Origin of the sequence: Hymenobacter armeniacus, assembly GCF_014699055.1 — a bacterium.
GTDB classification, from domain to species: Bacteria; Bacteroidota; Bacteroidia; order Cytophagales; family Hymenobacteraceae; genus Hymenobacter; species Hymenobacter armeniacus.
The window spans coordinates 143945-168806 of record NZ_JACXAC010000005.1; the positions used below are offsets into that span (position 1 = coordinate 143945).

Consider the following 24862-nt stretch of genomic DNA (forward strand, 5'->3'; position numbering starts at 1 on the left):
GGCAGCGTCGGCGCTACAGCTCGGCGCCTGGTTTCACGGTGCCGGCGTCGACTGATTTCAGGAAGGTGAGCAGGCCTTTGAAGTAGGTTTGCTGGTCGTCGTACATGCTCATGTGGCTGCCTTCGGGGCAGATGAGGGAATTGCCGCGCTGCACCTTGGTGGCAATCATGCGCATGTGAGCTGGGTCCATGGTGTCGTGCTTGCCGCCGATGCTGAGCACCGGCACGCTGAGCTTGGGCAGGTCGGGCACCCGGTTCCAGTTCACCAGCTTGCCCGAAATACCGAACTCGCTGGGGCCCTGCATGGTCACGTACAGCGACTGGTTGAGCTTGCTCATGGCGCGGGTCACGGGCTCGGGGTTGGGCACGATGCGGCACAGGTGCTCGGCGTAGAAGTTGGGTTCGAGCAGGCCCATGTAGCGCGGGTTGCTGAAATCCTTTTTGGCCTCAATCTGCCGGATTTCGGCCAGCACCTCGGGCTTCATCTGCTTGGCCAGCACCTCGTCGGCGTAGCGGCCGTAGTCGGGGCAGCTCATCATCATGTTCGAGATGATGAGGCCTTTGAGGTTCTGCTGGTACTTGAAGGCGTATTCGGCGGCCAGGATGCCGCCCCAGCTGTGGCCCAGCACGTAAAAGTTGTCCTTGGTCAGGTTCAGGGCCTGGCGCACCTGCTCCACTTCTTCCACGTAGCGCGGCAGGCTCCACATGGCGGTGTCCTTCGGGTTGTCGGAGTTGCCGCAGCCCAACTGGTCGTAGTAGATGAACTCGATGCCCTCCTGGGGCAGAAAGTTTTCGAAGCACTCGAAATACTCGTGCGTGGCGCCGGGCCCGCCGTTGAGCAGCAGCACTTTGATTTTGGGGTTGTTGCCGAAGGTTTTGGTCCAGACGTTGAACTTGCCCTTGGGCGTGCTGATGGGAATGACCCGCACGCCGCCGTCCTGCACGCCGGTTTCGGTGGGCGCGAAGTAGGAAGCCACCGCAGGGGCGGCCGGCGTGGCCGTGTCGATTTCGCCTGGGCTTTTGGGCTGGTTGCAGCCGGCAAAAAGTAGGGCGCTGAGCAGCGCGGCGGAGGTACGCAAGGAGCGGAAAGCAGGCATATGCACAAGCGAAGGGTTAGCAGGATTCGCTGCCGGAACCGTGCCCGGCAATCTCGGCGAAAGGTAGCCTAAACCAGCTACTTGCGCTATTCCGGCCTCACACTTTTCGCATACGCGCCCTATACGACGACGGCCGCGCCGCCTCCAGAGAAGCAGCGCGGCCGTCAGGCAATCATTCGCAAGCCGTTGAGCCGGGTGGCCGCTCAACGAAAAGGGCCCCTAGCCCGAGTAACCGCCGCCGCTTTCGGGCTCGGTGGCGCTGCCGCCGGGCTCCACGTCGAGCGTGGGCTTGGCCAGGAAATCGACGTGGCTGTAGTCGGGCGCGCCGTTGCCGGCGGGCTCGGGGGCCTCGTCGAAGGTGCGCTCGATTTCGCTCAGGTCAAAGCCCTCTACCGGCGTGCCGAAGCTCACCTTGGCCGTGATGCGGTACTCCACAATGCGGTTGTCGCGCACTTTGCAGCTCTGGTCTTTGATGTAGATGGACGAAATGTTGGGCACCGACGTGCTCAGGCTCTGCACGGCGCGCTGCAGGGCGTCCTCGAAGCTTTTGTCGGATGAGGCGAGGATTTCGATGACTTGTTTGATGGAAGACATGCGGAAGAAGTGGTTCTGTGATGGGTGGAGGTGCCGAGCGCCTGCACGAGCCGTCGGCTTTTGTTGATTTCTGGTAATTCCCTGTACGCGGGAAGTCATTTGGCAGCTATTTCGGTTGAGAATAAAAGCGGCCGTTACGCGGCGGTGTACTTTTGCGCACCGTTCCGGCCCGAGCCCGCACGTTCGCACATCCACTAACCAGCACATTCAACGAATGGATTTCCGCACCGAAAAGGACACCATGGGCACCGTGCAGGTGCCTGCTACCGCGTACTGGGGCGCCCAGACCCAGCGCTCCATCGAGAATTTCCCCATTGCCCAGGACATCAACCGGATGCCCAAGGAAATCATCGCCGCCTTCGCGTACCTCAAGAAAGCCGCGGCCTTCACCAACCGCGACGCGGGCGTGCTGCCCGCCGAAAAAGCCGAGCTGATTGGCAAGGTGTGCGACGAAATTCTGGCCGGCCAGCTCGCCGACTCGTTTCCGCTGGTGGTGTGGCAAACGGGCTCGGGCACGCAGAGCAACATGAACGTGAACGAGGTGATTGCCTACCGCGGCCACGTGCTGCAGGGCGGCCAGCTCACCGACGAGAAGAAAGTGTTGGCCCCCAACGACGACGTGAACAAGAGCCAAAGCTCGAACGACACGTTCCCGACGGCCATGCACATCGCGGCCTACAAAATCTTGGTCGAGACCACCATTCCGGGCATCGAAAAGCTGCGCGACGCCTTGAAAAAGAAGTCCGAAGACTTCATGCACATCGTCAAAATCGGCCGCACGCACTTCATGGACGCCACGCCGCTCACGCTGGGCCAGGAGTTTTCGGGCTACGTGAGCCAGCTCGACCACGGCCTGCGCGCCATCAAGAACACGCTGGCCCACCTGAGCGAGCTGGCCCTGGGCGGCACCGCCGTGGGCACGGGCATCAACACGCCCAAAGGCTACGCCGAGAACGTGGCCAAGCACATTGCCGACCTCACCAAGCTGCCCTTCGTCACGGCCGAAAACAAGTTTGAGGCCCTGGCCGCCCACGACGCCATCGTGGAAGCCCACGGCGCCCTCAAGACCATGGCCGTGAGCCTGATGAAAATCGCCAACGACATCCGCATGCTCAGCTCGGGCCCGCGCGCCGGCATCGGCGAAATCGACATTCCCGACAACGAGCCCGGCTCCAGCATCATGCCCGGCAAGGTGAACCCCACCCAATGCGAGGCCATGACGATGGTGGCGGCCCAGGTGATGGGCAACGACGTGGCCATCACCGTGGGCGGCTCCATGGGCCACTTCGAGCTGAACGTGTTCAAACCGGTGATGATTTACAACTTCCTGCACTCGGCCCGCCTCATCGGCGACGTGTGCGTGAGCTTCACCGACAAGTGCGCCGTGGGCATCGAGCCCATCAAAGCCAACATCAAGAAGCACGTCGACAGCAGCCTGATGCTCGTCACGGCCCTAAACCCGCACATCGGCTACTACAAAGCCGCCGAAATTGCCCAGACGGCCCACAAAAACGGCTCGACGCTGAAGGAAACCGCCCTCAAACTCGGCTACGTGACCGAAGCCCAGTTCGATGAGTGGCTGAAGCCCGAGGAGATGGTGGGCATGTAATTGCCTTCCTAGTACTGTCATCCTGAGCGGAGCGAAGGACCTTTCAGGATGACGGCCGAATTGAAAGCCGCCTTTCCGTTCCGGAAGGGCGGCTTTTCTTTTTTCCCAGCATCTTTGCCATCCAATGGATTTCTCTGCCAACCTCGTTCTCGAAAACAACCGGGCCCGCCTGCGCCCCTTGGAAGTCGGCGATTTTGAGGCCCTCAAAGCCGTGGCCTTCGACGCCGACCTGTGGAAGTACACCCTCACGCGCGGCGACGACGCCGTGAGCCTGGCCGCCTACATCCGCCAGGCGCTGGAAGCCCGCGAGCAGGGCTTGCGCTACCCCTTTGTCATCATCGACCGCGAAACCGGGGAACTGGCCGGCAGCACCAGCTACTACAACGACGTGGCCGCCGACCGGCGCCTGAGCATCGGCTACACCTGGGTGGGCACCAAATTTCAGCGTTCGGGCCTGAACCGGGCCTGCAAGCACCTGCTGCTGTGTCACGCGTTTGGGCAGCTGGGCTACGAGCGGGTGGAGCTCGAAACCGACGCGCGCAACCACAAGTCGCGCACGGCCATGGCCCGCATGGGCGCCACCGAGGAAGGCACGCTGCGCAGCCACCGCCCCACGCAGGGCGGCATTCGGCGCGACACAGTCATTTTCAGCGTCATCAAGCCGGACTGGTCGGAGCTGCGGCAGTCGGTTTTTCAGCCGTTTGAAGCCCGTGGCTGAGCCGGCCCAACCCGGCTCCGGCCGCCTGCGCCCGCCCGAGGGGCTGTGGCGCCGCCGCGTGGCCAGCTTCGGCCACGCCTTTCGGGGCGTGTGGGCGGCGCTGGGCTCGGAGGTGCACCTGCGGTTTCACGCCGTGGCCACGGCGGTGGTGACGGGGCTGGGGTTCTACTGCGGCATTTCGCGCCTCGAATGGGCCCTGGTGGCCATTTCGGTGGCCTGCGTGTGGGCCGCCGAGCTGATGAACACGGCCATCGAAGCCCTCACCGACCTGGCCTCGCCCGACTTCCACCCGCTGGCCGGCAAGGCCAAGGACGTGGCCGCCGGTGCCGTGCTGCTGGCCGCGCTGGGCGCCGTGGTGGTGGGCGCGCTGGTGTTTGGGCCCTACGTGTTTGGGCGCTAGCCCCCGGCCGCACCTGAACCATTGCGGGCAGCGGGCGTACCCATAAGCGGCTTGCCCATTCCGGGCCCTCATCTTTTTCTCTTTTCCCATGCGCCTGCTTTATCTCGCCGCTTCTTTGTTGCTGACCTCGGCCTGCGCCCACCAGCAGGTGAGCGTGACCAACCCCACCACGCCGCCCGCCACCGGCCAGGTGAACGGCCCGGCCACGCCCGCGCCCACCAGCGCCAACACCGTGGACCCCGTGCCCGCCCGCGTGGCCGAATCGGACACCACGGCCCGCCCGCGCTGGCTGAAAGACCGCATTGCGGCCGTGCTGGCTGAGCGCAAGCGCAACCCCATCACCCGCATTCTGCGTTACCGCTACGGCGGCCAAACGGTGTATTACATCTCGGCCCCGTGCTGCGACCAATACTCCAACGTATTCGACACCAAAGGCAAGCTCATTTGCCAGCCCGACGGCGGCATCACCGGCAAGGGCGACGGCAAGTGCCCCGACTTCGACAAAAACAAAACCGACGAAAAACTGGTCTGGCAAGACCCGAGATAGAGGTAAGGGTTACGAGTTAGAAGTGAAGAGCTGGCTTACGTGCCTCTCGGACTTCTGATTCTTAACTCTTAACTCGCAACTCTTAACTCATTATGAATACTTTAGAAAAACTCGGCGCTTTCAACGTGTGGGCCAACGACACGGTGCTCAGCCGCCTCGACGAGATTGCCGCTTCGGGCCAGGAAATTCCGGCCGTGGTGCTGCGCCTGTTCAGCCACGTGCTCAATGCCCAAGCCATCTGGATTTCGCGCATCAACGGCGTGCCCAGCCCCGTGAAGGTGTGGCAGGAGCACGACCTGCCCACCCTGCACCGCCTGCACCAGCAAACCTCGGAGCCCCTGCACCAGCTGATGGTGCACGCCGACGAAACCGAGCTTCAGCGCCTGATATCCTACACCAACTCGCTGGGCGACAACTACGACAGCCTGGTGCACGACATCCTCACCCACGCCGTGGTGCACGCCAGCTACCACCGCGCCCAGGTGGCCACCCGCCTGCGCGACCACGGCTTCGAGCCCGTCAATTCCGACTTCATCACCTACTGCCGCGAGTTGAGCGCGGCGGCCCAAACGGCCGTGCCCAGCCTGTAGCCGCCGGCCACACGCCCACGCTTTCGAAACCCTTCCGGCCCCGGAGGGGTTTTTTAGTGCACTACCTCACCAAACCCACCCCACGTTTCCGCTTATGTCTGAGCTCATTGCTTCTGCCCCGGTCCTCACCGCCGAGCGCCTGAACGGCGCTTATTCCTACGCTAGCTACCGCCAGCTCCTCGACGAGCTGATGGCCGAGAACCGCACCACCGGCACCACCCAAACCGAGCAGATTGTGCAGTACGCCCGCCTCAACATCCAGCGCATGCAGCGCCTGGACAAGACCATTCAGCTGCTGCCCGAAGTGCAGCGCGCCCTCGACAACCTCACCGAAGGCTACGAGTGGCTGGTGATAACCGAGGGCTGGTGCGGCGACGCTGCCCAGATTGTGCCCGTGCTCGAAGCTATGGCCCACGCCAGCCAGGGCAAAATTGCCACCCGCTACGTGCTGCGCGACGAAAACCTCGACCTCATGGACCGCTACCTCACCAACGGCAGCCGCTCCATACCCAAGCTCGTCGTGCTGCACACCGACACCCTCACCGAAGCCGCCACCTGGGGCCCGCGCCCGGCGCCCGCCCAGGAGCTGTTTGTGCGCCTCAAGCAGGAGGGCGTTTCTTACGAAGACTTTGCCACGCAGCTGCACGGCTGGTACGCCAAAGACCGCACCCGCAGCACCCAGCGCGAGCTGCTGGAACTGCTCAAGCGCCTGCGCTAGCCAGCCTGCGGCCCCAACCAAAGAGCCCCGACCTTATCAAAGGTCGGGGCTCTTTGGTTGTCAGGAAAACGAATGCGCTATTGCACGCTCACCGCGCCGAGGTCGGTAATCTGGTCGTTGGTCACCACCACGCCGGTGCGCACGGCCGTGCGGTAGGCCGGCTGGCCCACCGGAGCCGTGGTGCTCGGGAAAAACTCCACGCGGTAAGTACCGGCGGCTAAATCGGTAAGCAGGTACGCGCCCGAGGCGTCGGCCGAGGTGCTCACCGTGTCGGGGCCGAGGATGGTGGACCGAATGGCCAGCACTTGGGGCCGCGCGGCGGCCGGCGTCACGGTGCCGCGGATGCCAGCGCGCAAGTCTTGGGCCACCACGCGAATGACGGGCTTGAGCAGGTAGCGCTCCTTCTTGTCGTTGCCGGGCCGCCAGTTGCCGCGCTCCACGATGGACTTGGCCACGTCAAAATCGAGCAGCAGCTGATAGGTTTGGCGCTCGCGCAGGGTGGCTTTGTCGAGCTTCAGCTTCACGCCCGAAGTTTGGCCGCTGGGCGTTTTGAGGTCGTAGCGCTGGCCATCGGTGCCGATGACGTAGCTGTCGGGGCCCAGTATGAGGCGAATTTCTTTGAGGTCGCCGGGGGCAAAGTCTTCGCTCACGAGCAAGGCCGAGCGGCCGTTTACGTACTCAAGCACGTTGATGGCCTGCGGCGTGAAGCCGAGGTTTTTCCAGCCGTCCGGGTCTTTCTCTTCCTTCAGGTGCACTTCAATCTGGCGTACGTCCAGCACCACGCTGCGGAAATCGCCGGGCGCATCCATGAGCCGCACTTCCAGTTTCGAGGAATTGCCGTCGGAGTCTTTCGAGCAGCTGGCCAAGCCCAGCAGGGCGGCGCAGGCCAGGGGAAATAGGCGAGTGATTTTCATAGGAAATTGAATTAGGTACTAGCGGTGGAGCCTGAAACGGCCCGGCTGCCCAAGTGGTTGCCGGCTCGCTGCTGCCAACAATACTGCCAAAATTCCATTCCCAGCTCCCTTTTAGCCCAACGGCCGCTATTTTATCAGCAGCGTCCCGCCCCTAGTTGAAATAGTACAATAAGCAGAAAGCCGGCGTTGCTGCGCCGGCCTTCTCGTTGGGGTACTTTATTTCTTGGTGGTGTCGGCCGGTTCGGGGTCGGCGGGTTTCGGCTTGGGCTTGGGTTTGCCGAAGAGGCCATTCAAGCCCTGACCAATCTGGTTCCGGAGACGGGCCTGGGCTTCCAGCTTCGCCTTCTCCGTGGCGATGCGGGCTTTTTCTTCCGCGGTTTGCTCGGCGGCTTCGTTGGTGGCTTTGGTGCTGTCCTGGGCGGCTTTCTTCTTGGTGGCCAGGCCCAGCAGGGCGTCGGTGAGCTTGGTTTTCACCACGTTGGTTACAATGGCTTTGCCCTGGTCCTTCACGCTGCCGCTGGTCAGCTTCACGCTCGGCGCCTTCACGGTGCCGCCGATGTTCAGGCCCAAGGTAACGCGGTCGGTGCCCTGAATGTCCTTCACGCCGGTGAGCTGGGTGAGCTTGCTGTTCAGGGCGTTGCCCAGCTTGCCAGTGGGCACGTTCAGGGCCGTGACGTAGGCCAGCGCGCCGGTGAGGCTGTTCGAGCCGCCCAGGGTCATTTTCACGTCGCCGATGGTGAGGTCGAAGGGCTGCACCACGAGGTTGCCGTTCACGATGTTGGCCTGAATTTTTTTGTCGACCACCAAGATGGTTTTCAACTCGGGCAGCGTGGTCAAGCTCGCAATTTTGGTCATCACCTCCGACTGGTTCACGGCCGCCCGCACGATGTCGAACAGGCCCTTGCCGCTCAGCGTGGCCAGGTTGGGCATCATGTCCGGCCCCATCTCGCCGCTCACGCTGAAGTTGGTGCCAAACACACCTTCCACTTGGCTGGCCAGCGGCACCAGCGTCTTGATGGTGTTGAAGGCCGAAAACGCCTTCTGGAAGTTCAGGTCTTTGATGTTCAGCCCAAAGTCAAACTTGGGGTGCGCCAGGTTCTTGCTGCTGTAGCTGCCCGTGGTGCCAAAGCTGGCTCCCAGCGTGTTGAAGGTCATGTTTTTGAGCACGGCCGTTTGGTCGCGCACCGTCACGGTGCCCTGGGCGTTGGTCAGCTTCAGATTGTCGTAGGTCACGTTGTCGACGTGGCTGTTCAGCACCAAGTCGAAGTATTTCGGAATCTGCAGCACGCCGTCGGCCTTGGCCGGGGCCGCCGCGCCCTTCACCGTGGGCTTGGCCGATACCTCGTCGACCATCCACTCGTTCACGTTGAAGTTGCGCGAGTTCACCGTCAGGTTGCCCTTCAGCGACTGCCCCGGCGTGAACAGGTAGCCCAAGTAGTTGCTGATGGTGCCCGACGCCGCGAAATCGGAGCTGCCGGCCGTGCCGTTCAGGCTCTGCACCGCAATCTGGTTGTTGTTGAACGTGGCCGTGCCGGAGCTGATTTTCACGCCCTGCGGCAGGTCTTTGCTCTTGTAGGTCACGTTGTTGGCGCGCACCGTGCCGCTGGCCACCACGTTCTGGTAGCGCCCGGCTTCCACGTCGGCCATGTTGCCCTTGGCGGCAATGTCGCCGGCCACGCGGCCCGTCACGGTCATGCCCTGCAAGGGGAAAATCTTCGTGATTTTGGTCAGGTCCACCGTGCCGCGCACGTTGGTGTCGAACACGGGCTTGTCGATGTTGTGGGCCGTGAGGCGGCCTTCCAGCGGCTCGCCTTCCAGCACCATGCGGAACTGCGGCAGGTTTATCTGCGTGTCGTTCACCTTGCCCGTGGTGTTCACCACCGTGCCGTTGAGGTTGATGTTCTCAATCGGGGCCGGGAATTTGGCCGATTTCACAAAGCCATTGGTCAGCCGGATGGCGGCGTTCACCACCGGCATCTGGGTTTTGGAATACACACCCTTGGCCGTGCCGTCCACAAACAATTGGCCGCGCATGGCCAAGTCCTTCACCGGGTACACCTTCAGGGCTTCGGCCAGGTTCACGTTGGCTTTCACGCGGCCGTTCACGTTCATCGGCTCCAGGCCGTCGATGGCCACGTTGCCGTCCACGGGGTTCGGGCCCAGGTCGAGGTGAAACTGCGGGATGTTCACCTTCACGTTGTTGGTGTAGCCGGAGGGGTTATCCACCTGCATTTTCAGGTTGATGTTCTTGGCCGCCTGCGGCAGGTCGGGGTACTTAAACTGGCCATTGCTCACCACCAGGTTCACGCCGTAGCCGGGCATGTGCAGCGCATTCTGCGTGCCCTTGTAGTAGCCATCAAACGCCACCTTGCCGCTGGTCTCAATGTTCTTAAACTTCTCCGTAAATACACCCGGCACCAAGCTCAGCAGGGTTTTGAAGTCCGTTTCCAGGGCTTTGAATGTGATGTCGTAGGTAATGTCCGTGGCGTTGGGCAGGCCAATGGCCCCCGCGAAGCTGAACGGAAATTCGTTGAGCTTAATCTTGTTGTCCTTGAACGTATACAGGTTCTTGTTCAGGTCCATGTTCATCGTCACGTCGGCGTCGAGCTGCTTGTCCGTCACGTAGGCCACGTTGTTGTAGCTCATGTCGAGGTCGGCCGCCGTGGTCTGCGAGGTCATGTCGAACACGTTGCTGGCGAAGTCGCCGCTGCCCGAGTGGTTCACGCCGCGGGCTTCCATCCGGAAGGGGAGGGTCAGGTCCTCGTAGCGCAGGTGGGCGTCGGTCAGCTTCCAGCCTTTAATGGCTAGGTTCACCTGGCTGGTGTCCTGGCCCTTGGCCGCAGCGGCCGAGTCCGAAATCACTACGTCCCAGTTGGCCAGGCCGCTTTTGAGGCGGCGCAGGCTCAGGTCGGGCCGTTCCAGCTCCACGCTGTTAATCTTAATTTCCTGGCCTTTGATTACCGTCATCACGTCCAGCCCCACCCGCAGGTTGGGCAGGTAAGCCAGCGTGTCGCGGCTGAACGAATCGAGCCCAATCACGCGCAGGTTCTTAATGTCGAGCGTCAAATCCGGGAAGGAGTGCAGCACGCTCACGTCGATGTTGGCGGGGTCGTACTGCACCTGGGCACGCACGCGCTGGGCAATTTGCTTATCGGCCAGGGCCCGCAGCTTGTCCTTGAACAGGAACGGCGCGGCCACCACGGCCGCTACCAGCACCACCAAAAACACGACGACACCTATCAGAATTTTTCGCATAACAGAATTTAGGTAAGGCAATATCAGCAACTACGGCAAAGGTAAACGGGCTGGCGTACCGCTTTTTTCACAATGGCTGCCCCCAGGCGTTCTCCAACAAACGCCGCCGTAAAAATGTCCGTTCACGCCCGCCGCCGCCCCCTCCCTTGGGTCAAACCGGCGCATTCCATCGCCTAATCGGGCATTTTACTCTTTCAAAAGCAGAAACCAACTCGGCTTACCCGTATCGGCCAGCCCTTTTGAGCAACGTATAATCGGAAAAACATTCTTCTAATAAGATAATTTTAACTATTAGATAAGTTACATATAATTAACAAATTGTCATAAACGCTGTAACCGATTATCTTTGCCTTCCTTCATTCTGCTTTCGTTATCCACCGTCATCTTCCAGCTCTGTCGCTGCATGAAATTTTTCTATTCTCTTCTTGCCCTCGCGTTGGGATTGGCAGCTCAATCTGCCCACGGCCAGGCAAACAAAATGAGCCTGACCGGCAACGTGCAGTCCACCGACCGCAAGGCGTTGCCCGGCGCCGCCATCACGGTTATTCACGTGCCGTCGGGGGTGCGCTACGCCGCTTCGTCCAGTGCCACGGGCCGCTTTGAGGTGCCCAACCTGCAGGCCGGTGGCCCCTACCTGCTGCAGGTAGGCGAAGGCGGCTACCGCCCCCAAACCGTGGAAAGCATCTTTCTGGAAAACGGCAAGTCGGCCTCGCTCACCGTCACCCTGAGCCGCCTCGCGGGCCCCGATGCCGGCCGCGCCAACCAGCCCACGCTGGCCGCTGCCCCCACCGAGGTGCTGGCCCCCGAAAGCGTAGTGGGCGGCCCGGTTTACGTCACGACCGTTTCACCCGCCCGCGCCGGAGCTTCGGCGGCGGCCGCCCCAGCGGTTTCGGCGCCGCCCGCCGAGCCGGCTGTTTCGGCGGCGCCTGCGCCGGCCGGTCCGGCGGCGCGCTATCGCCGCCGTCCCTACACCCCCGGCAAGCCGTACGTGCCTAAAAAAGTGACCGACCCCATCGTGCCGGGCCACTTCGACGCCAAAACCGGCAACTACATCTACCACACCGGCGCCCCCACCACGCTCAAACTGCCTAACGGCGCCAGCATTGCCGAAGTCGGCGCCAGTTCCACCGAGAGCTACCTCTACCGCTTCCTCTCCGACCCCGCGGCCCGCGTCGACACCGCCGACCTCACCCAGGGCTGGTACAACTTCGACCGCGTGTTTTTCATGCCCGGCAAGGCCACGCTCGCGCCCGAGTCGGTGGGGCAGCTGCGCAACATTGCGGCCCTGCTCAAGGCCTATCCCACGGCCCGCATCAAGCTGGGCGGCTACACCGACAGCACCGGCACCTATAAGGTAAACAAGCAGCTGAGCGAAGCCCGCGCCCGCACCGCCTGGGCCAGCCTCGTCGAAATGGGCATCAGCCCCGGTCGCATCGACGCCCGCGGCTACGGCCCGCGCTACGCCATTGCGCCCAACACCTCCGAAGAAGGGCGCGCCATGAACCGCCGCCTAAGCGTGAAAGTGCTGCAAAAGTGACGCGGCCGGGCGTGGGCCGGTGTTGCCCGCGGCCGTACCTTCGCTTTCGCGGCCACACTAAGCGGTGGGCCGGCGGCGTTACCCGGTTCTCATGCCCCAGCGTACCCCTTCTTTTTCTCAGCTGCTGCGGCCGGCTCTGTTGGCCAGCTTATTGGGCTTGGCGTTGGGCGCCCGCGGGCAAGACGTGTATTTCTCCCAGCCCTTTGCCACGCGCCTGCACACCAACCCGGCTTTCACGGGCCTGGTCGACGACTACAGCGTGACGCTGAGCTACCGCAACCAGCTGCCCACCCTGGCCGGCTCCTTCGTGAGCACGCAGGCGGCCGGCGACCTGCGCCTCAACCAAACCGGCCAGCATCACGCCCTCGGCCTGCTCATCAACCAAGACCGGGCCGGCTCGGTGGGCTACACCCGGCTCGAAATCGGGGGGCTCTACGCCTACCACACCCGCATCAACGAGAAGCTGGCCCTTAGCGGCGGGCTGCGCGCCAGCTACGGTCGCCAGCGCGTCGGATATGACAATTTCGTGTTTGGCGACCAGATTCAGGAAGATGGTAGCGTGACCGGCCCCACCGCCGAAGCCCTCGATTTTGCCCCCGCCAACTACCTCAGCCTGGGCACGGGCGCCGTGCTCTACACCGAGCAGTTTTGGCTCAGCGTGGCCGGCCAGCACCTCAACCAGCCCGACCTCGGCTTTCGGCAGCAGAGCGAGCTGCCTCTGCTGCTGAGCGTTTCGGGCGGCTACAAGTTCTTCGCCGTGAAGCCCGGGCTGGGCATTGCCACCCGCGAGGTGAGCTACACGCCCGTGGCGGCCTACACCCGCCAGGGCGGCTCTCAGCGCTTGGAGACAGGTGTTTACGTCACGGCCTCGCCCGTTACGCTGGGGGCGGTGTACCGCAATATTTCGCCGCTCGGCAACGTTGACGTGCAGCACGTGCTGGCCGTGGTGGCGGGCGTGCAGGCCGGCGGCCTGCGCCTGGGCTACAGCTACGACGTGGGACTTAGCCGCCTAAGCGCCGATTTGGGTGGCGCTCATGAACTAACCTTAGCCCTCCGCGCATTTGACCGATTGGAAAACGCCCATCGTCGCTTAAAAAGAAGAGTTTACCCGGCAGCACCTTGTCCGGCATTCTAATATTTTGTATTATTGCGTCCTAATTGCCTTAGATAACCCCTCAGCCCCATACTCATTTTAACTTTGTTATGAAATTAACCAATTATCTACGCCTATCCGTGCTTGGCCTAGTAGTCTTGGCGAGCTGCGGCAAGAAAGGCCCGCCCACGGCCCAGAAGCCGGGCAAATATTCTTCTACGACGGGTATTGAATATAATACGGAGAAAGGCATGGCCGTCGCCAACTTCAAGAAAATCCCCGAAGGCCCCGGCCTGGTGTTCATTGAAGGTGGCCGCACGGTGCTGGGCTCGCAGGAAGAGGACGTAACCCAGACCCACGACAACATCGAGCGCACGGTAACCATCGCCTCGTTCTACATGGACGAAGCCGAAGTGGCCAACATTCACTGGCTCGAATACCTGCACTTCATCCGTGCCGACTCAGCTGAGGAGTTTTACCGCTCGGCCCTGCCCGATACCACGGTGTGGGCCCGCGACCTGTCATTTAACGACCCCTACGTAACCTATTACCTGCGCTATCCCGGCTTCCGCTACTTCCCTGTGGTGGGCGTGAGCTGGCTGCAGGCCGATGATTATTGCTCTTGGCGTACTGCCAAAGTGAACGAGCGCCTCGCGGCCGGCGGCGAAAGCAAGCCCGGCGGTGGCAAAGGCCTGTTCGGCAAAAAGAAAGACAAAGCTTCGGGCGAAGGCGCTGCAGGGGCTGAAGGCACGGCCGGCGCTGCCGGTGCGTTGGCCACGGGCAAAAGCACGACTTCCATCGAGAACGGCAACACGCTGCCCAACTACCGCCTCCCCACCGAGGCCGAGTGGGAATACGCTGCTCAGGCCCTCGTGGGCACTCAGGAAGTGGGCAACGAGAACCAGGAAGAGAAGCGCATTTATCCCTGGGACGGCAAGTCGACCCGCAACGCCTACGGCAAGAAGCAGGGCCAGTTCCTGGCTAACTTCAAGCGCGGCCGCGGCGACTACGCCGGTATTGCCGGCAGCCTGAACGACGGCGCCATGATTACGGAGTATATCTATTCCTACCCGCCGAACGATTACGGCCTGTATAACATGGCCGGCAACGTGAACGAGTGGGTGCAGGACGTGTACCGCCCCCTGTCGTTCCAGGACGTAGAGGACCTGAACCCCTTCCGCCGCAACGGCGTGGGTGACCCCGCCGAGAAGTACGACAAGAAAGGCTACCAGTCCTTGATTGACGACCACGTGCGCGTGTACAAAGGCGGTTCGTGGCGCGATGTGGCCTACTGGCTCTCGCCCGGCACGCGTCGCTTTATGGCCGAAGATTCGTCGACGGCAACCATCGGTTTCCGTTGCGCCATGATTAACGCTGGCTCGAACAAGTAAGCTTTCGCTTCGACAAGTAAAAAGGCCGCTCCTAGTTCAGGAGCGGCCTTTTTTTGTTGACACGGTTTCGCTGGGTTTCATTTACCGGTCGGCGCAGGCGATGGTGGCAATGCTGACCTCAGCCGCGCCGGCTGCCAGCAGCACGGCGCCGCAGGCTTCGAGAGTGGCGCCGGTGGTGAGCACGTCGTCGACAACCAAGATGCGGCGGCCAGTGATGGCGGCCGGGTCGTCCACTTCAAACACCGTGGCCACGTTTTCCCAGCGTTGGGCGCGGTTCTTTTTGGTTTGGGTGTTGGTGTTGGTGTTGCGGCGCAGGGCGGTGAGGCCGGCGGGCACTTTCAGGCCATCAGACAAACCCGTGGCGAAGGCGGCGGCCTGGTTGTAGCCACGCTTTGCTAGTTTCTTGGGGTGCAGGGGCACGGGTATGATGAGGTCGAAATCGGCGGCGAGACCGGCGGCGTGCAGCTCGGCACCGTAAAGCTGGCCGAGGGCGGTGCCCACGTCGCGCTGGCCTTGGTATTTGAGCTCATGCAGCAGGTGCTGCACCCGGCCGTGGCGCACGAAACGCAGGTAGCTCACGGCGTGGCGGATGGGCAGCTTGCCCCAAAAGCGCCGGCCGATGGGGTTTTGGTCGGGCGGCAGCAGGTGAAAGTCGGTGTAGGGCAGCTCGGCCCGGCAGCCGGTGCAGAGATGGTTTTCACCGCTTACCAGCGGCTCCTGGCAGGCCAGGCACAGGCGCGGGTAGATGAGGCCAACGAAATCATTCCACAGGGCGCGGAGCATACATTGATTTGCTGATTGGTAGATGTGCTGATGTGCTTTTGGCTGAGTAGGGATAGGCCACCATTCTACGGGGATTGGCACGAAAGGCCGTTCTTTGTACGTTCTGGTCACTCATGCCAGTGCCGGGCGCTTTGGCTGTTTCGTGCCACGGCTCCCAAGCTACGCTGAATGGCTCACAATAGCCAGCAACTCAGCCAATCAAAAAATTAGCACATCAATCGAATGTCTCAAGTAACCGAATTCAACGAGTACCGCCAGCGGATGAACGCCACCATCCTGGCGGCCGACAACAAGGTCATCAAGCGGTTTTTCAACCTCGACACCAACACCTACGCGGCCGGCGCCCTTGACGTCAAAACCAAGGAAATGCTGGGCCTGGCCTGCTCCATGGTGCTGCGCTGCGACGACTGCATTAAGTACCACGTGGGCAAATGCTTCGAGGAAAAGCTCACCGATGAAGAGATTTACGAAGTCTTTGCCATTGCCAACATCATCGGCGGCAGCATCGTGATTCCGCACTTCCGCCGCGCGGTGGAGTACTGGGAAATTTTGAAATCGGAAGCCGGCAGCGAAGCACGGGCCGACGAGCAGGCCGACCTGGCCGCCCACAAAGCCGCGCACGGCGGCGAGCCCGCCGCATGAGCGAGGACCTGAACCCCGCCCCAACCCACGAAGCCGAAGAAGACTTCGAGGCCCGCTGGGAAACCCTGATGCTGGAGATGCAGGAGCGTTTCGGCAAGCGGCCCGATTTGAACGCGCTGCTGCTGCTCATCGGCATTCAGGAGTTAAACCAGGGCATCACCACCTTCACCAAAGAGCAGAAGCAGGACCTGATGCACATTGCCACCTGCCGGCTCTTCAGCCTCAGCGGGCACTATGAGCTGGAGCGCGTGGACGAGGACGGCTGGCCGCATTATAAGCTGCTGCGCCCCGTGCCATTTGCCAACCTCAAGGAGCAGGAGCGCATGCTGAAATGGCACGTGCTGGAGTATTTCGCGCTGGACCCGGGCGACGACCTATAGTGCAATTAGCGCGTCATGCTGAGCGCAGCCGAAGCATCTCTACCGCACAACTAAATCCTTGTATGGGGTAGAGATGCTTCGGCTGCGCTCAGCATGACGTTCTTAATTCTCATAAGAACCAACCAATGAAAATCATCTCTTACAACGTCAACGGCCTGCGTTCGGCGGTGAGCAAGGGCTTGCTGGATTGGGTGGCCGAAGCCGCGCCCGACGTGCTGTGCCTACAGGAAATAAAAGCCAGCCGCGAGCCCATGGACGTTTCGGGCTTTGAGGCGCTGGGCTATGCGGCGTACCTGCACCCGGCCCAAAAGCCGGGCTACAGCGGCGTGGCCACGTTCACGAAAGTGGCGCCGAAAGCCGTCGTTCACGGCTGCGGCCAAAGCTGCTACGACGACGAAGGCCGCGTACTGCGGCTGGATTTTGCGGACGTGTCGGTGCTGAACACCTACATGCCTTCGGGCACGAGCGGGCCGGAGCGGCAGGCCTTCAAAGTGGAATGGCTGCACTTTTTCCGCGATTACGTGGCCCGGCTGCGGGCCGACGGCAGCACCCCGCCGCTGCTCATAGGCGGCGACTTCAACTGCTGCCAGACGGCCATCGACCTGCACAACCCGAAGGCCAACCAGAACAGCCCCGGCTACACCCCCGAGGAGCGGCAGTGGTTCCGGGATTTTCTGGCTGATGGGCTGGTGGACACCTTCCGGCACCACCACGGCGAGGCCGTGGGGCACTATTCGTGGTGGAGCTACCGGGCCGGCTCACGCCAGCGCAACGTGGGCTGGCGCCTCGACCACTGGCTGGCCGATGCCGCCCTGCAACCCCGTTTGGCCGGTGCGGGTCTGTTGCCCGACGTGGTGCACTCCGACCATTGCCCGGCCTGGGTGGAGGTGATGTAGCGCGGACTCGCAGAGTCCACGCTACATTCTCGAACCAAGCGCCGCGTCCTGATGTATCTTTCCTGAATTAGAACTGATTTATGGCGATGCTGATGGAGCGCGGCGCTGCGGCGGCCGAGTACCCCGCGTTGGCGCGGGTGCGGACGGAGCTGGAAGCCTTCAAGCGCAAGTTTTACCTGAACCTGCTGGTGCGTGGGCTGCTGGTGGCCGGCGGGCTGCTGCTCACGTTTTTCGTGGTGTTCAATGGGCTCGAATACTTCCTGTACCTGCCCACGGCGGTGCGGGCAGGACTGCTGTTCGGGTTCATCGGCCTCACCATTTACAGCTTCGCGCGCTGGATTTGGACGCCCCTGGCGGCCCTCACCAACCTGCGCCGGCTGCTGAGCGACGAGCAAGCGGCCCGCAGGGTAGGGGAGTTGTTTCCCGACGTGCAGGACCGGCTGCTGAACGCCCTGCAGCTGCAAGGCCAGGCCCGCGACAATGCCCTCATTGCCGCCAGCCTGGAGCAGCGCGCCGCCCAGATGGGCAACATTTCCTTCGCCCAGGGCATCGACATCCGGCAGCAGAGCCGGCCGCTGTGGAAATACGCGGCCGTGCCCGCGGCCGTGCTGCTGCTGTTGCTGGCCTTTTACCCCAGCTTTTTGGTGCAGGGCACCGAGCGCATCTGGCACTACAAGCGGGCATATTCGCCGCCGGCGCCGTTCCAGTTTTTGATTAAAAACCCCAAGCTGACGGCGTTTCGGGGCGAGGATTTTACGCTGGACGTGGCGGTGGCCGGTTCGGCGTTGCCAGCCGATGTGAGCATTGCCTACAACAACGGCGAGCGGCGCCTGAGCAAAGTGACCGGGCACGGCGACCAGTTCCGCTATACTTTCGAGCAGCCGCAGGGCAACGTGACGTTTCAACTCAAAGGCGCTGGCTTTGCCTCCCAGGAGTACGAGTTGACGGTGCTGGAACGGCCCAACTTGCGCGATTTCAAAGTCAACATCACCTACCCGACCTACACCGGCAAAGCCGCCGAAACCATTGAAAACGGCGGCAACCTGACGGTGCCCGAAGGCAGCACCGTGCGCTGGGAATTCGCCACGGCCGCTACCGATGAGCTCGCGCTGGTGTTCCAGAACCCGGACGAGACGCTGGCCGCCACCGGCGACGACGGCACCTTCGTGGCCGAGCGGCGGGTGCTGCGCTCGCAGCCCTACCTGCTGCGCCTGAAGAACCCGGCCAGTTTGAACCGGGACCCCATTTCCTACCAGCTCACGGCGGTGCCGGACCTGGCGCCTATGCTCACGCTGGAAGCATTTGCCGATACGGTGACGCGGCGCTACCTGGCGCTGGGCGGCACCGTGCGCGACGACTACGGCCTGACACGGCTAGCGCTGCACTACGCGCTGCGCCGGGAGGGCCAAGGCCCCAATGCGGCGCCCAGCCGCCAAGGCACGGTGGCGCTGGCGCTGCCGCGCGAAAGCTCGGGCACCTACGCCCACACCTGGAACCTGAACCCGCTGAACCTGCGCCCCGGCGACCGGCTGGAATACTACGTGGAGGCCTGGGACAACGACGGCGTGCACGGCCCCAAGGCGACGCGCACCCGTCCGGCGGAATTCCGCCTGCCCGGCCGGCGCGAGATGCGCCAGGAGCTGAACGCCCAGGCCGAATCGGTGGCCAGCCAGATGAGCCAGGCCGCTAAGCAGAGCGAAAAGCTGGAGCGCGAGTTGGCTAAGGCCCAGGACAAGCTCAAGACCAAGCGCGACCTGAGCTTCCAGGACCGGAAGCAGCTGGAAAACATGCTGGAACAAAAGAACCAGATGAACCAGCAGATGGAGCAGATGCAGAAGATGTTCGAGCAGCTGCAGCAGAAGCAGGACCAGCTCAACCCCAAAAGTGAGGAGCTGGCCAAGAAGGCCGAGGAGCTGAAAAAGCTGATGGCCGACCTGCTCGACCCCGAAACCAAGAAGCTGTACGACAAGCTGAAAAAGCTGCTGGAAGAGCAAAAGCAGCCCGACGCCGAGATGCAAAAGCTGCTGCAGCAGCTCGAAAACAAGGAAGACACCTTGCAGAAGGAGCTGGACCGCGCGCTCGAAATGTTCAAGCAGATGCAGCTGGAGCAGAAGGTGGAGGAAACCGCCAATAAACTCGACGAGCTGGCCAAGGACGAAGAGAAGCTGGCCGAAAAAACCGCGCAGAACGACAAGGAAAACCCCGACAACAAACTTTCGAACCAGGAGCAAAAGGCCCAGCAGGAGCAGCTGAAGCAGCAGCAGGCCGAGAACCAAAAGGAGTTTGAGGACCTGAAAAAGGAGTTGCAGGAGCTGAAGCAGATGGACAAGAAGCTCGGCGACCAGAATGGCATGGACGAGCAGAAGCCCGAGCAGGAGCAGACCGACCAGGACATGCAGGAAAGCCAGCAGCAGCTTGGCAAAAATCAGAATTCCAAGGCCGCCGCCAAGCAGAAAAGCGCCGCCCAGCGCATGAAAAAGATGGCGCAGAAAATGCGCGACCAGATGAGCGAGGAGGAAAGCGACCAGGCCCAGCAGAACATCGACGACCTGCGCGACATCCTCGAAAACCTACTTACGCTCAGCTTCGACCAGGAAAACCTGATGAAGGATTTCCGCAAAGTCGACCAGTCCGACCCGCGCTTCGTGCAGCTGGGCCAGACCCAGCGCAAGCTGCGCGACGACGCCAAGATTATTCAGGATTCGCTCTACGCCCTGGCCAAGAAGGAGCCGAAGATTCAGAGCTTCGTGACCCGCGAGGTGGGCGAGATGAACGGCCGCATGGACGAGTCGCTCACCCACATCCAGCAGCGCGACCCCGGCCGCGCCACCGCCACCCAGCAGCAGGCCATGACCAGCATGAACAACCTGGCCCTGATGCTGCAAGGCTCCCTCGACCAGATGCAGCAGGAGCAGCAGGCCGGCAAAGGCCAACCCCAGGACGGCCAGGGCAAGCCCGGCAAGAAAAAGGGCAAGGGCAAAGGGCAGGGCCAGGGCAGCAAGCCCGGTCCCGGCAACATGGGCAAGATGCAACAGCAGCTCAACGAGCAGATTCAGAAGCTCTCGCAGAGCGGCAAGCAGGGCCGGCAGATGTCGGAAGAGCTGGCCAAACTGGCCGCCCAGCAGCAGATGCTGCGCCAGGCCATGCAGCAGCTCGACAAGCTGCAACAGGGCCAGGGCAAGCCCGGCGGCAAAGCCGGCCAGGGCCAAGCCGGCGAAGGTAAAGACGGCAAGGAAGGCACCAAGGAAGGGAAAGAAGGCGGCGCTAACGGCAAGGAAGGCAAAGGCGAAGAGGGCGGGGGCGGCACCGGCGACATCAAGAAAATGATGGAGCAAACCGAAACCGACCTCGTGAACAAGCGCCTTTCCGAGGAAACCATCATGCGCCAGCAGCAAATCCTGACCCGCCTGCTGGAAGTGGAAAAATCGGCGCGCGAGCGCGACCAGGACACCAAGCGCGAAGCCCAGGCGGCTCAGTATAAACCCCCGGTTTTTCCGGCAGCTTTTGACAAATACAAGGTTAGCAAGGAACGCCAGACCGAAATCCTACGTAGTACTCCCCCGAACCTCACCCCGTACTACCAGCGCGAAGTGGGGGAGTATTTTCAAAAAATCAAGTAGGCGACCGACGGCCTCCATCCAAACCGGCTGTCGTTTCGTTAAGTGTTTAGTGTTCTGCTTAAACCGGGCTCCCGGACAGCGGCAGAAATTGTTGTGGCGCTTTGCCGTTTAAAAGACTATTTTTGCCGCCCCTAACCCGCTGCCGCCCTACCTATCAAACCGCCTTATGAAGCAGGTAAAAATTCAGATTCCGTCGCTCGTTGAAAATATCCGCGTGGTCGAGAGTTTCATTGACAACTCCAAGGATACCTTTCAGATTGAGGACGATATCTACGGCAACATCATGGTGGCCGTGACCGAAGCGGTGAACAACGCCATTCGCCACGGCAACAAGTTCGACAAGGACAAAAACGTCTACCTGTCGCTCTACGTGGAGCCACAGCAGCTCAAATTTGAGATTGAGGACGAGGGCGCGGGCTTCAATTACGACAACCTCGACGACCCCACGGCACCCGAAAACCTCGAAAACCCGGGGGGCCGCGGCATCTTCCTCATCCGCCACCTGGCCGACGAGGTAGAGTTCAGCAAGGAGGGCCGCCGCGTGCAGCTCACCTTCCAGCTCACGCCCGCCCCCGCCGACGAAACCCCGACCGCCGACCACGTCGCCGCCTAAAGCCGCCGTTTGCCGCATGATGAGTCACCCGCCGGTGGGGCCGCCCCACCACGACAACTTTCCCCCCGGCGAGCTGCACCACGAAGCCCCGGGCATTGAATTCATGGTGGAGGACGTGCCCGAATTCGAGCTCGCCGACGCCGAAGAACTCATTGGCTGGATTGAGCGCGTGGCCGCCGTGCACGAGCACCGCATCGTGCAGCTGACGTACATTTTCTGTTCCGACGACTACCTGCACCAACTTAACGTGGAGTACCTCGACCACGATACGCTGACCGACGTCATCACCTTCGATAACTCGGACGACGCCGACATTCTGGAAGGTGACATCTTCATCAGCGTGGAGCGCGTGCGCGACAACGCCCACGACCTCGGTGTGAGCTTCCGCGACGAGCTGCACCGCGTCATGATTCACGGCGTGCTGCACCTGCTCGGTTACCACGACAAAGACCTGCTGAGCCAGACGGCCATGCGCAAAAAAGAGGACGACTGCCTGTCGCTGCGCACTTTTTAGCGCTCTTGCTGTTTGCAGACTACAACCACCCGACGCCCGCCTCAAGCGGGCGTTTGGCTTGTCTGCTTCCTTGCCCGTCTTCGTTCTTTTTGCGTTTCTGCTGCCTGCCCCTTCTATGTCCGCCTCTTCATCTGCGCAACCCATTATCCGCGGCGATGCCTTGGATTTCTACCTCGCCCAAGGTTACTACCGGATGCAGCAGGAGCTTTTCACCTGCCACTTCGTGCCCTTCAGCGGCAAGCTCTACACGGCCCACTGGCTGCGCCTGGCACTGGGCCGCATAGCATGGGGCCCGGAGCAGCGGGCCCTGCTGCGCCGCAATTCCCGCTTCGCGGCCACCATTCGCCCTTTTCGCATCACCGACGAGTACGAGGAGCTGTACGCCCGCTACCGCGCTTCCATTACCTTCGACGCCGCGCCCACCATCGAGGCCGTGCTGATGGGCGGAGAGGCCCACAACGTGTTCAACACCCAGGTCATTGAGCTTCGCGACGGCGAGCGCCTGATAGCCGCCGGCGTGTTCGACCGCGGCGAACGCACCCTGGCCGGCATCCTCAATTTTTACGACCCCGCTTACCGCAAGTTCAGCCTCGGCAAGTATTTGCTGCTGCTCAAAACCGACCACGCCCGCCGCCAGCACCTCGACTATTATTATCCGGGCTATCTGGTGCACGGCTACCCCAAGTTCGACTACAAGCTTTTTGCCTGTCTGGCGGCTACCGAAGTGTTCGACAGCGTGCGGGGCCTCTGGGTGCCGTTTGCTTGGGATGCAGTAGCCGAGCACTCCGCTGAGCTGCTGGCCGACTGGCTGCCCGAAGAGTTGGGCGGCCTCACGGTGTAGGCGACGGGGCCGCCCTACATCCGAATTCCGAAATCCACAAGCCGTTTCACGTGAAACTGGCGGTGGGTGGTTGATTGCGTAATTTTGTAATTCTCAACGCCGGAACGCCGGACAGGCCGTTTGGCGTTGCACGTTACTTATCGCCGGTTGGCGTGGTGCCTTATTCCGAACCTGCGCAAGGAGGTTCTACTCCCGATTATGTTTCAAACTTCCGAATACGACGTCATTGTAGTGGGCGCGGGCCACGCCGGCTGCGAAGCCGCGGCCGCCGCCGCCAACCTCGGCTCGAAAGTGCTGCTGGTGACGATGAACATGAACACCATCGCCCAGATGTCGTGCAACCCCGCCATGGGCGGCGTGGCCAAGGGCCAGATTGTGCGTGAAATCGACGCGCTGGGTGGCCAGTCGGGCATCATCACCGACCAGACCATGATTCAGTTTCGGATGCTGAACCGCTCGAAAGGCCCCGCCATGTGGAGCCCGCGCGCGCAAAGTGACCGCATGCGCTTCGCCGAAGCCTGGCGCCTGACCCTGGAAGGCATCGCCAACGTGGACTTCTGGCAGGAAGCCGTGACCGGCATCGTGGTGGAAAACGACACGGTGGTGGGCGTAAAAACCCAGCTCGGCATCGAATTCCGCGGCAAGTCGGTGGTGCTCACCAACGGCACCTTTCTGAATGGCCTCATCCACATCGGCGAGAAGAATTTCGGCGGTGGCCGCGCGGCCGAGAAAGGCAGCCGCGGCATTACGGAGCAGCTGCTGGAGTTGGGCTTTGAAGCCGGGCGTATGAAAACCGGCACCCCCCCCCGCGTGGACGGCCGCAGCCTCGACTACTCCAAAATGGAGGTGCAGGGCGGCGACGAAGTGCCGAGCAAATTCTCCTACCTCGACACGCCGCGCCTCACGCAGCAGCGCCCCTGTTACATCACCTACACCAACGAGCGGGTGCACAACATCCTGCGCGAGGGCTTCGAGAAGTCGCCCATGTTCCAGGGCCGCATCAAGGGCCTGGGGCCGCGCTACTGCCCCAGCGTGGAGGACAAAATCAACCGCTTCGCCGACAAGGACCGTCACCAGATTTTCGTGGAGCCCGAGGGGTGGAGCACCGTGGAATGCTACATCAACGGCTTTTCGAGCTCACTGCCCGAGGATGTGCAATACCGCGCCCTGCGCGAAATCGCGGGCTTCGAGAACGCCAAGATGTTCCGGCCGGGCTATGCCATCGAATACGACTTCTTCCCGCCGACCCAGCTTTCGCTCACGCTCGAAACCAAGCGCGTGCAGAACCTGTATTTCGCGGGCCAAATCAACGGCACCACGGGCTACGAGGAGGCCGCCTGCCAGGGCCTGATGGCCGGCATTAACGCGCACAACAAAGTGCACGGCAAAGCGCCCTTCGTGCTGAAGCGGAGCGAGGCTTACATCGGCGTACTCATTGATGACCTCGTGAACAAAGGCACCGACGAGCCCTACCGCATGTTCACGAGCCGCGCCGAGCACCGCATTCTGCTGCGTCAGGATAACGCCGACCTGCGCCTCACCCCGCTGGGCCACGAGTTGGGCCTGGCCTCGGATGAGCGCCTGGAGCGCGTGCGGATGAAGGAAGCGCAGACCGCCGAAATCGCCTTGCTGTTCCAGAAGTTCGCCATCGAGCCGGCCGAAATCAATCCGCTCATGGTGGAGCTAGGTTCGGCCGAAATCCACGAGAAAACCCGCGCCGTGAACCTGCTGCGCCGCCCCAACGTGGAGCTGGCCGACCTGCGCCGCGCCCTGCCCGCACTGGATGAAGCCCTGGCCGCTTACGATGCGGAGGCTTTGGAGCAGGCCATTATCAACATCAAGTACGAAACGTATTTGCAGAAGGAGCAGCAGCAGGCCGAGCGCATGCAGGAGCTGGAGAACTTCGTGATTCAGGGCCGGCTCGACTACCGCGCCATGCCCGCCCTCTCGCACGAAGCCCGCGAAAAGCTGCTCAAGATTCAGCCCGAAACCATTGGGCAGGCCTCGCGCATCAGCGGCATCTCGCCGGCCGACGTGTCGGTGCTGATGGTGTATTTGGGTCGTTAGGAAGTTTTCTTGAACGTCATGCTGAGCGTAGTCGAAGCATCTCT

General features: G+C 62.0%; 22 protein-coding genes. 17 read left to right on the forward strand and 5 right to left on the reverse strand.

Annotated features, from left to right (window positions below):
* Positions 1 to 13: 13 nt before the first annotated feature.
* Together IC234_RS15280 and IC234_RS15285 are read right to left on the reverse strand one after the other, a co-directional pair.
* A complete protein-coding gene (locus IC234_RS15280; protein WP_190926228.1) occupies positions 14 to 1096 on the reverse strand; it encodes a proline iminopeptidase-family hydrolase in 1083 nt (360 codons plus the stop codon).
* Positions 1097 to 1315: 219 nt separating this feature from the next.
* Entirely contained in the window at positions 1316 to 1690 is a 375-nt protein-coding gene (locus IC234_RS15285; RefSeq protein ID WP_190926230.1) for a dodecin family protein, read from the reverse strand.
* Between the two features lie 214 nt (positions 1691 to 1904).
* On the opposite strand from IC234_RS15285, the gene fumC reads away from it, so the two are divergent.
* The 6 genes from fumC to IC234_RS15315 all read left to right on the forward strand — a co-directional run bounded on the left by fumC (position 1905) and on the right by IC234_RS15315 (position 6272).
* Positions 1905 to 3299 carry a class II fumarate hydratase gene (fumC, locus tag IC234_RS15290; RefSeq protein ID WP_190926233.1) on the forward strand — a complete coding sequence of 465 codons (1395 nt, stop codon included), beginning with the start codon at positions 1905 to 1907 and terminating at the stop codon, positions 3297 to 3299.
* A gap of 124 nt (positions 3300 to 3423) precedes the next feature.
* On the forward strand, positions 3424 to 4017 hold the full coding sequence (locus IC234_RS15295) for a GNAT family N-acetyltransferase (protein WP_190926235.1): 594 nt from the start codon (positions 3424 to 3426) through the stop codon (positions 4015 to 4017).
* On the forward strand, positions 4010 to 4417 hold the full coding sequence (locus IC234_RS15300) for a diacylglycerol kinase family protein (protein WP_317173403.1): 408 nt from the start codon (positions 4010 to 4012) through the stop codon (positions 4415 to 4417). Before IC234_RS15295 ends, IC234_RS15300 begins: the two co-directional genes overlap by 8 nt.
* Positions 4418 to 4505: 88 nt before the next feature.
* The gene (locus tag IC234_RS21885) at positions 4506 to 4964 is read left to right on the forward strand and encodes a DUF6970 domain-containing protein (RefSeq protein ID WP_223827711.1); all 459 of its coding nucleotides are present in this window, start codon (positions 4506 to 4508) and stop codon (positions 4962 to 4964) included.
* Between the two features lie 92 nt (positions 4965 to 5056).
* Positions 5057 to 5554: a DinB family protein gene (locus IC234_RS15310; protein WP_190926237.1), complete on the forward strand. Its 498-nt coding sequence runs from the start codon at positions 5057 to 5059 to the stop codon at positions 5552 to 5554.
* Between the two features lie 94 nt (positions 5555 to 5648).
* Complete coding sequence (locus IC234_RS15315; RefSeq protein ID WP_190926239.1) at positions 5649 to 6272, forward strand: thioredoxin family protein; 624 nt, start codon at positions 5649 to 5651, stop codon at positions 6270 to 6272.
* A gap of 77 nt (positions 6273 to 6349) precedes the next feature.
* On the opposite strand, the gene IC234_RS15320 is transcribed toward IC234_RS15315, so the two are convergent.
* Together IC234_RS15320 and IC234_RS15325 are read right to left on the reverse strand one after the other, a co-directional pair.
* A complete protein-coding gene (locus tag IC234_RS15320) occupies positions 6350 to 7186 on the reverse strand; it encodes a DUF4382 domain-containing protein (protein WP_190926241.1) in 837 nt (278 codons plus the stop codon).
* 216 nt (positions 7187 to 7402) lie between these two features.
* Positions 7403 to 10441, reverse strand: coding sequence for an AsmA family protein (locus IC234_RS15325; RefSeq protein WP_190926243.1), 3039 nt, complete (start codon positions 10439 to 10441; stop codon positions 7403 to 7405).
* Positions 10442 to 10844: 403 nt separating this feature from the next.
* Between IC234_RS15325 and IC234_RS15330 the strand changes: the two genes are divergently transcribed.
* The 3 genes from IC234_RS15330 (at position 10845) to IC234_RS15340 (ending at position 14462) form a co-directional block, all read left to right on the forward strand.
* Positions 10845 to 11978: an OmpA family protein gene (locus IC234_RS15330; RefSeq protein ID WP_190926246.1), complete on the forward strand. Its 1134-nt coding sequence runs from the start codon at positions 10845 to 10847 to the stop codon at positions 11976 to 11978.
* 91 nt (positions 11979 to 12069) lie between these two features.
* Positions 12070 to 13113 (forward strand): PorP/SprF family type IX secretion system membrane protein, encoded by a 1044-nt coding sequence (locus IC234_RS15335; protein ID WP_190926248.1) that lies wholly within the window; start codon positions 12070 to 12072, stop codon positions 13111 to 13113.
* A 68-nt stretch (positions 13114 to 13181) separates the two neighbouring features.
* Positions 13182 to 14462 carry an SUMF1/EgtB/PvdO family nonheme iron enzyme gene (locus IC234_RS15340; RefSeq protein WP_190926258.1) on the forward strand — a complete coding sequence of 427 codons (1281 nt, stop codon included), beginning with the start codon at positions 13182 to 13184 and terminating at the stop codon, positions 14460 to 14462.
* A gap of 81 nt (positions 14463 to 14543) precedes the next feature.
* Here IC234_RS15340 and IC234_RS15345 read toward each other — a convergent pair whose 3' ends face one another.
* Positions 14544 to 15245: a ComF family protein gene (locus IC234_RS15345; protein WP_190926260.1), complete on the reverse strand. Its 702-nt coding sequence runs from the start codon at positions 15243 to 15245 to the stop codon at positions 14544 to 14546.
* Between the two features lie 222 nt (positions 15246 to 15467).
* Between IC234_RS15345 and IC234_RS15350 the strand changes: the two genes are divergently transcribed.
* From IC234_RS15350 to mnmG, 8 genes are all read left to right on the forward strand, one after another.
* The gene (locus IC234_RS15350) at positions 15468 to 15887 is read left to right on the forward strand and encodes a carboxymuconolactone decarboxylase family protein (protein ID WP_190926262.1); all 420 of its coding nucleotides are present in this window, start codon (positions 15468 to 15470) and stop codon (positions 15885 to 15887) included.
* Positions 15884 to 16267 (forward strand): hypothetical protein, encoded by a 384-nt coding sequence (locus IC234_RS15355; protein ID WP_190926264.1) that lies wholly within the window; start codon positions 15884 to 15886, stop codon positions 16265 to 16267. Before IC234_RS15350 ends, IC234_RS15355 begins: the two co-directional genes overlap by 4 nt.
* Before the next feature lie 125 nt (positions 16268 to 16392).
* The gene (locus IC234_RS15360; protein ID WP_190926266.1) at positions 16393 to 17163 is read left to right on the forward strand and encodes an exodeoxyribonuclease III; all 771 of its coding nucleotides are present in this window, start codon (positions 16393 to 16395) and stop codon (positions 17161 to 17163) included.
* An 80-nt stretch (positions 17164 to 17243) separates the two neighbouring features.
* Positions 17244 to 20783 carry a DUF4175 family protein gene (locus tag IC234_RS15365; protein WP_223827712.1) on the forward strand — a complete coding sequence of 1180 codons (3540 nt, stop codon included), beginning with the start codon at positions 17244 to 17246 and terminating at the stop codon, positions 20781 to 20783.
* A gap of 166 nt (positions 20784 to 20949) precedes the next feature.
* The gene (locus IC234_RS15370; RefSeq protein ID WP_190926268.1) at positions 20950 to 21396 is read left to right on the forward strand and encodes an ATP-binding protein; all 447 of its coding nucleotides are present in this window, start codon (positions 20950 to 20952) and stop codon (positions 21394 to 21396) included.
* A 16-nt stretch (positions 21397 to 21412) separates the two neighbouring features.
* Complete coding sequence (gene ybeY / locus IC234_RS15375; protein ID WP_317173387.1) at positions 21413 to 21910, forward strand: rRNA maturation RNase YbeY; 498 nt, start codon at positions 21413 to 21415, stop codon at positions 21908 to 21910.
* A gap of 115 nt (positions 21911 to 22025) precedes the next feature.
* Positions 22026 to 22751 (forward strand): GNAT family N-acetyltransferase, encoded by a 726-nt coding sequence (locus IC234_RS15380; protein WP_223827713.1) that lies wholly within the window; start codon positions 22026 to 22028, stop codon positions 22749 to 22751.
* A 198-nt stretch (positions 22752 to 22949) separates the two neighbouring features.
* Positions 22950 to 24818 carry a tRNA uridine-5-carboxymethylaminomethyl(34) synthesis enzyme MnmG gene (gene mnmG / locus IC234_RS15385; protein WP_190926270.1) on the forward strand — a complete coding sequence of 623 codons (1869 nt, stop codon included), beginning with the start codon at positions 22950 to 22952 and terminating at the stop codon, positions 24816 to 24818.
* Positions 24819 to 24862 lie beyond the last annotated feature (44 nt).

Excerpts from the sequence above, each read along its gene's own strand:
- IC234_RS15280 (WP_190926228.1), bottom strand. The coding sequence starts at position 1,096 with ATGCCTGCTTTCCGCTCCTTGCGTACCTCCGCCGCGCTGCTCAGCGCC.
- IC234_RS15285 (WP_190926230.1), bottom strand. The coding sequence starts at position 1,690 with ATGTCTTCCATCAAACAAGTCATCGAAATCCTCGCCTCATCCGACAAA.
- fumC (WP_190926233.1), top strand. The coding sequence starts at position 1,905 with ATGGATTTCCGCACCGAAAAGGACACCATGGGCACCGTGCAGGTGCCT.
- IC234_RS15295 (WP_190926235.1), top strand. The coding sequence starts at position 3,424 with ATGGATTTCTCTGCCAACCTCGTTCTCGAAAACAACCGGGCCCGCCTG.
- IC234_RS21885 (WP_223827711.1), top strand. The coding sequence starts at position 4,506 with ATGCGCCTGCTTTATCTCGCCGCTTCTTTGTTGCTGACCTCGGCCTGC.
- IC234_RS15310 (WP_190926237.1), top strand. The coding sequence starts at position 5,057 with ATGAATACTTTAGAAAAACTCGGCGCTTTCAACGTGTGGGCCAACGAC.
- IC234_RS15315 (WP_190926239.1), top strand. The coding sequence starts at position 5,649 with ATGTCTGAGCTCATTGCTTCTGCCCCGGTCCTCACCGCCGAGCGCCTG.
- IC234_RS15320 (WP_190926241.1), bottom strand. The coding sequence starts at position 7,186 with ATGAAAATCACTCGCCTATTTCCCCTGGCCTGCGCCGCCCTGCTGGGC.
- IC234_RS15325 (WP_190926243.1), bottom strand. The coding sequence starts at position 10,441 with ATGCGAAAAATTCTGATAGGTGTCGTCGTGTTTTTGGTGGTGCTGGTA.
- IC234_RS15330 (WP_190926246.1), top strand. The coding sequence starts at position 10,845 with ATGAAATTTTTCTATTCTCTTCTTGCCCTCGCGTTGGGATTGGCAGCT.
- IC234_RS15335 (WP_190926248.1), top strand. The coding sequence starts at position 12,070 with ATGCCCCAGCGTACCCCTTCTTTTTCTCAGCTGCTGCGGCCGGCTCTG.
- IC234_RS15340 (WP_190926258.1), top strand. The coding sequence starts at position 13,182 with ATGAAATTAACCAATTATCTACGCCTATCCGTGCTTGGCCTAGTAGTC.
- IC234_RS15345 (WP_190926260.1), bottom strand. The coding sequence starts at position 15,245 with ATGCTCCGCGCCCTGTGGAATGATTTCGTTGGCCTCATCTACCCGCGC.
- IC234_RS15350 (WP_190926262.1), top strand. The coding sequence starts at position 15,468 with ATGTCTCAAGTAACCGAATTCAACGAGTACCGCCAGCGGATGAACGCC.
- IC234_RS15355 (WP_190926264.1), top strand. The coding sequence starts at position 15,884 with ATGAGCGAGGACCTGAACCCCGCCCCAACCCACGAAGCCGAAGAAGAC.
- IC234_RS15360 (WP_190926266.1), top strand. The coding sequence starts at position 16,393 with ATGAAAATCATCTCTTACAACGTCAACGGCCTGCGTTCGGCGGTGAGC.
- IC234_RS15365 (WP_223827712.1), top strand. The coding sequence starts at position 17,244 with ATGGCGATGCTGATGGAGCGCGGCGCTGCGGCGGCCGAGTACCCCGCG.
- IC234_RS15370 (WP_190926268.1), top strand. The coding sequence starts at position 20,950 with ATGAAGCAGGTAAAAATTCAGATTCCGTCGCTCGTTGAAAATATCCGC.
- ybeY (WP_317173387.1), top strand. The coding sequence starts at position 21,413 with ATGATGAGTCACCCGCCGGTGGGGCCGCCCCACCACGACAACTTTCCC.
- IC234_RS15380 (WP_223827713.1), top strand. The coding sequence starts at position 22,026 with ATGTCCGCCTCTTCATCTGCGCAACCCATTATCCGCGGCGATGCCTTG.
- mnmG (WP_190926270.1), top strand. The coding sequence starts at position 22,950 with ATGTTTCAAACTTCCGAATACGACGTCATTGTAGTGGGCGCGGGCCAC.